Here is a 6,001-nt window from a genome sequence, read left to right on the forward strand (position 1 = left end):
TTAGGAAACCCTTGACTTTTTTTGAAGAAGGATTTAAGGGCATTTGACAAATATCTTAATGCGTATTGAGGGGCGCATTTAGACACTTCATAGTACCAAGGATGGGTAGATTTAATGGCTGCTACTAACCATTTATGTAAATCTATGGCTGTGGGAAATTTAATTTTGTCTTCAGGATTAAGTTTGTTATGTATGAGAACCTGTTGACATAATGCTAAACCTTGATTCCAAGCGTGTCTAGCTACTCCTGCATGTTGTGCCAGTAGTAGTCTTTGTTGCTTGCTTACCTTCAGTTCTGTCTTGAATCCTAGTAGCATAATTCTATTTTACAGCCAAAGAAGCACACATAACAAGAGCCGATGACTTTAACTGGGAGCATAAGTAAGCAATTATTAGTAATTGTTAAGTAGGTGAACAGAAAAAAACCGAAATATGTAACAAAAAGTAAAATATTCAAAAACCTATTCTCTGTTCCCTGTTCCCTCTTCCCTGTTCCCTTGTCATAACGACAATTTTTAACGCCCACTTACTTAGCTTTTGGCTTACTGTTAATTAACCCCTACTGATTCTGGCCTGACTACACTTGTTCATTACTTGCAAACGTCGTTCATTTACCTTGATTCCTGACCACGGTGCTTCTGTTAAAAAATGGTGTAACTTGTAGTAAGTTACGCCCACAGCCTTCTCTGCCATCTGGGATATGTTTTTTCGCTCGCTTTCTCCTAATAATCCTCCTAAATAATGTCTAAACTCCCTTTTTTAAGCTTTATGTCCAAATATATCATCAAATCTTTGACACCATTTTTCAAAGCATGGTGGCATGGCTGTGGGTGTTATCTCTTTCATAGGGTTTGGTTTGATGTGAAAGATTTAATATATCTACATTATTAGAAGCATTTTTGGTATCTTTTTTTGCCTAATTCCCGTTAATTGGGTTAACAGCTATTTAAGGGTTTAATAATAAAACCTAATACATCCTTGCACTTAATTAAGATTTATTTCTAGTCCTTGACGGGAAAGCGGAGAAAAAATGCTAATATTGATACGTATTTTAGGTAATAACCAAGCCTAAATACACCAATAGTATGGTGAAATACACCCCAATCAAGCTTGTGGACTAGACAATGCCGACACTTCTAGGAGTTCAGTAAGCGTAGTGATCACTGAGCTTGTCGAATTGTCGGACTGGTGAAGCAAGGAGAAAAAGTTAGAGATTTTTAGCATTAGTTAGCTTTTTTTGTATCAGCAAATACCTTAACTCTCATAGACTCCTAAATATTAAGGAAATAAAATGACTAACGCTTTTGATTTAGCTTCTGCTATTCTTGGACCCGGTGTAACGATTACGAGTGCAACTTTCACCGGCGACCCCCAGTCTGCGGCTGTTTTCAATGCCAGTGATCCATCTCCAGGGGTTGGTATTACGTCGGGTATTGTGCTGAGTACTGGGAATGTAGCTAATATCTACGGACCTAATGACAGCGATAATACCAGCACAGATTTTCCGACGGCTGGCGATGCTGACTTGAACGCGCTGGTGTCCCCCAGTGCTACCCAGGATGCGGCGGTTTTAGAGTTTGATTTTGTAGCAACAGAGAGTTTTCTCACTTTTAGTTATGTTTTTGCGTCTGAGGAATACAACGAGTTTGTTAGTAGCTCATTTAACGATGTTTTCGGTTTCTTTGTAACGGATTCTTCGGGTGTCACAACAAATATTGCTCTGATTCCAGGGACAACAACTCCGATCGCTGTTAATAACGTTAACTCTTCAAGCAATCCCGCTTACTACCTTAACAACGATCCCACCGACTTTGGCTTCTCGACCACTCCCCATAACACGGAATTTGACGGCTTTACGACTGGTTTAACCGCAGTTATTAAGGTCGTCCCCGGTGAGAGTTATCACTTTAAGTTGGCGATCGCCGATAATAGTGATGGAGTTTTTGACTCGGCAGTTTTTATTACCAATGGCAGTTTTGTTTCCTTACCGTTAGTTCCTGTCAACGATTCCTTCTTCGTCAGTTCGGACTCGCCAACTACACTGGATGTTCTTGCCAATGATTTGGTTCTTGAGGGAGAACAAGCCTCTATCACGGCCTTTGATCTATACACCATCAACGGGGGTGCAGTTGCTTTCGATAGTAATCAGACACCAGACGATCCATCGGACGACAAATTAATCTATACTCCGCCGTCTGACTTTAGTGGAGTTGATAGTTTTAATTATACCCTTGCAGCCAACGGCAACACTGCGACTGGAACCATTTACATTCAGGTTGACAACGCAACTCCGCCACCGCCACCACCCTCTGTTGAAAAATATGCCTTTACTTATTTCTACGGGAATGGGGATAGCTACTCTGGTTACGGCTATGCACCATCGGGAACCTACAGTGTTGGTCAGTTACCTGATTACTATGACAACGAAACGGGCAGTCAACAAGGCTACTATGTCATTGACTCTGTTGAAGACAGTGAAATCGGTACGAATGGCCTTGTCATTGTCACCAGTTACACCGACGCTGACACCGGTTTTGGAGAGACGACTAATATTGGAGATGCCAACTGGGGGGATGGTATTCATGGCTATTTAGGCTTAGGTTCAGAACAAGGTTATGCCTTCAACGCCACTCCTTGGACAGGAGATTACTACTTTACCTATTATTCCGAAGCAGATTTACCGTCCGTGTTACAAGTGCGTCTCAATCTGTTAGCGGATAATGATGGCACGCCCGGCGAAATTCTGGCGAATGACCAAGTGGGACTGAATCGTTCCTTCTTTGTGCAAATTCAAGTGGGCGATCTCCGGGGTAATGCGGCAGGAGTTGTTGGTTTAAATCTCGATTTTGCTTGGGATGGCTTAATTCTGGAGTCCATTAACTTTGATCCGTCCCTCGATATCACCTCTGATTTCGCCTTCTTCCAGGATGGCACCCTAGACTACGATGGTTTCATTAATGACCTGAGCGGTGGTTCTCTCCCTGAATTTGAGTTCGGTCAGGCGATCGGCGTTAATCAATTAGATACCTTCGCGTTGTTGCATTTCCGTGCAGACAGCCTTTCTAATGGCACGACTTACTTTACGACAACGGTTAATGACGCTAGTTTCGCCGACGATTATGCGTTCAATGCGGCCTCGTTAGACGTTGAACAACAACCGATTCAAGTTATTTCACCCTATAGCCAGTATAATTTCACCTATTACTACGGCAATGGGGACAGCTACACGGGTTATGTCTTTGCGGTGGAAGGAACCTATACTGAGGGTCAAGTTTTAGGGGATTACTCAAACGAAACGGGTAACGAAGGCTACTACGAAATTAAATCTATTGCCGGGACAACCTTAGATAGTTCGTATAACGGTCGGGTTTACCTGACCAGCTACACCGATGCTGATACAGGCTTTGGCGAAACTACTAATATTTGGAAAGATTGGTGGGGGGGAAATGGCTCTTCTGGCTTAGGTTCGGAATATGGCTATGCCTACGACACCAATGGCAATAGCTCGGACTCCTACTTCGGCGGCGGCTACTGGGAAGCCGATATTCTGGGAAACCAGTTATACAACTTCACCTATTACTACGGTAATGGGGATAGCTACAGTGGTTATGGCTATGCCGCCGTTGGTACTTATACCGCAGGCCAAACCTTAACCGGCTATAGCAATGAAACAGGGAACAGTGGTTACTATGTCATTGACTCGATTGCCTTAGGCAATACCAGCACTGGCTATAACGGCTATGTCTATATCACCAGTTATACCGATACTGACACAGGCTATGGCGAAACGACTAATATTGGAGACGCAAACTATTCGTGGGATGGTATTCATGGCTATTCTGGTTTAGGTTCAGAATATGGCTATGCCTACGACAGCAATGGCAATAGCTCTGATTCTTACTTTGGTGGTGGCTACTGGGAAGCAGATATTCTCAACCAGTACTATACCTTCACTTATACCTACGGTAATGGGGATAGTTACAGTGGTTATGGTTATGCCCTAGCCGGAACCTATACGGCGGGTCAAACCCTAGAGGGTTATAGCAATGAGACAGGTAACTCTGGCTATTACACTATTAACTCTGTTGAGGCTGGAACAACAAGTGCTAGTGAACACAACCGCGTCTATGTCACTAGCTACACTGATGGCGATACCCTTTATGGAGAAACCACTAATATTTGGAAGGATTGGTGGGGTGGAAATGGCTCTTCTGGCTTAGGTTCAGAATATGGCTATGCTTACACCAGCGACGGGTCAACCTATGATTCCTTGTTCAGTAACTACTACGAAGCTGATTTAGTGACAGCAGGTTTATCCATTACCGATAACTCCGGCAATGGGAATGACTCCAGCATTAAATTCACCACTCAATTCCCGTTACGTCAAAACTATGCCGAAAGCGATTTCGTGCGTCCTAATTTTGCAGACACAACCAAATACTTCGACATTACCAACACCGGAACGGGGATTTTGCAAGTTTTTGACATTGTTTCTAATGTGACGGGAGTGAATACGAACTTTGTGGATGATCTCTTAATCAATCCAGGAGAAAGCCAACGCATTAGTTTGACCTATGATCCCTTGGCAGCAGGTGAAAACTTCTCCGTTACGGATGGGTTAGTCTTGTTCACTAACGCTCTCAATCTTCCTGAATACGCGATCGCCTTGTCGGGTAAATCCACCTTCAACTCAGACATCAACTACGATGGACGAGTCGGGGCTGGAGATTTAGGCCCGTTAAATAACGCCCGCAGGAACTTCAATAATGGCATTTACGATGGTACAGCCGACATTAACGGTGATGGTCTGATTAATAGTGCCGATGTGACTATCTTCAACAGTGAACGAGGCTTCGCTTTGGCTTTGGTTTAGTCCTGTAAAGAAAAGCCTCTGAACTTGCTATTCCTAAGGTTCCCTTATTTTAGGGAACCTCAAACCATTATTTTTTCTACTTTCCACGCTGGGGACGTTATGTCACTAAAACTGCAACTGCAATTATTTGCTAATAATAACGGACTGGTGGGTGAACCCATCAATGAAGTCGCTGCTGGTAATTCCTTTTTTCTGCAAATTTGGGTGGGGGATTTTCGTGACGATGCTGGGGGGCTAATTGGCTTTGCCACCAATCTACAATGGCAACCCGACCAAATTCAATCCCTAGATGAACCCTTTAATCCCGAAACCCTAGTTACCCCCAGTTTTCCTTTCTTGGTGGAAGGAACTCTAGATAATACACTTGGTTTGATCAATGACTTAACCGGAGCCGCCTTACCTGAATTTGAGGTAGGAGAGGTTATTGGCGTTAATCAATGGCAGTCCTTCGTTACCCTATCTTTTCAGGCGCTCACAGACATCAATGTTACCGACTTTACCCTCACACCAGACCGCTTCAACTTAGCCTTTGCTGATGACTATGTGAATAATGCCCCAGTTATTTCAGACCCAGGGCTAGTCTTAGAAAATAGTAATCCCATTATCTTAACAGTCTCTGACCCCAATCCATCGGATACATTAACTTTTGCGATGACAGGGGGTGCTGATCAACACCTATTTACTTTAAATGCCAATGGGGAACTGACCTTTAATCAATCTCCTGATTTTGAAAATCCCTTAGATAGCGATCAAAATAATACTTATCAAGTCGAAATTACCGCTTATGATAACTTTGGCGAACCAGCAACCACTGTCCTTCGGGGCACAACGGTGAGAATGGTGACGATAGAAGTTAATAATGTCAATGAAACACCAACAGATTTAGCTTTAAGTGCGACAACAGTAAATGAAAATGTTGACCCCAATACAGTGATTGGAACATTTTCTAGCACTGACCCCGATGCTGGCAATACCTTTACCTATAGCTTAGTTGCAGGAATAGGAGATACAGATAATACTGCATTCTCGATTGTGGGGAATCAATTACAGATTAATAATTCTCCTGATTTTGAAACCAAGAATAGTTACAGTATTCGGGTAAAAACGACTGACCAGGGGGGACTAGAA

At 43.1% G+C, this 6,001-nt stretch carries 3 protein-coding genes and 1 pseudogene; 2 read left to right on the plus strand and 2 right to left on the minus strand.

The window, feature by feature from the left end; translation table 11 throughout:
• Together IQ237_RS25700 and IQ237_RS25705 are read right to left on the minus strand one after the other, a co-directional pair.
• Nucleotides 1-317 (minus strand): helix-turn-helix domain-containing protein (locus tag IQ237_RS25700; protein ID WP_194060073.1); only part of this gene is annotated, 317 nt, incomplete at its 3' end.
• 238 nt (nucleotides 318-555) lie between these two features.
• Nucleotides 556-846: pseudogene (locus tag IQ237_RS25705) on the minus strand (transposase); the annotation flags it as partial.
• A 445-nt stretch (nucleotides 847-1,291) separates the two neighbouring features.
• Here IQ237_RS25705 and IQ237_RS25710 point away from each other — a divergent pair.
• Both IQ237_RS25710 and IQ237_RS25715 read left to right on the plus strand, forming a co-directional pair.
• Nucleotides 1,292-4,873: a choice-of-anchor L domain-containing protein gene (locus IQ237_RS25710; RefSeq protein WP_194060074.1), complete on the plus strand. Its 3,582-nt coding sequence runs from the start codon at nucleotides 1,292-1,294 to the stop codon at nucleotides 4,871-4,873.
• Between the two features lie 99 nt (nucleotides 4,874-4,972).
• The coding region (locus IQ237_RS25715) for a cadherin repeat domain-containing protein (RefSeq protein WP_194060075.1) at nucleotides 4,973-6,001 on the plus strand (1,029 nt) is incomplete at its 3' end.

The sequence above is a fragment of the Sphaerospermopsis sp. LEGE 08334 genome (assembly GCF_015207205.1).
GTDB lineage: Bacteria > Cyanobacteriota > Cyanobacteriia > Cyanobacteriales > Nostocaceae > Sphaerospermopsis.

Bases quoted from the DNA above. Each gene is read 5' to 3' on its own strand.
- IQ237_RS25710 (WP_194060074.1), top strand. From the start codon at position 1,292: ATGACTAACGCTTTTGATTTAGCTTCTGCTATTCTTGGACCCGGTGTA.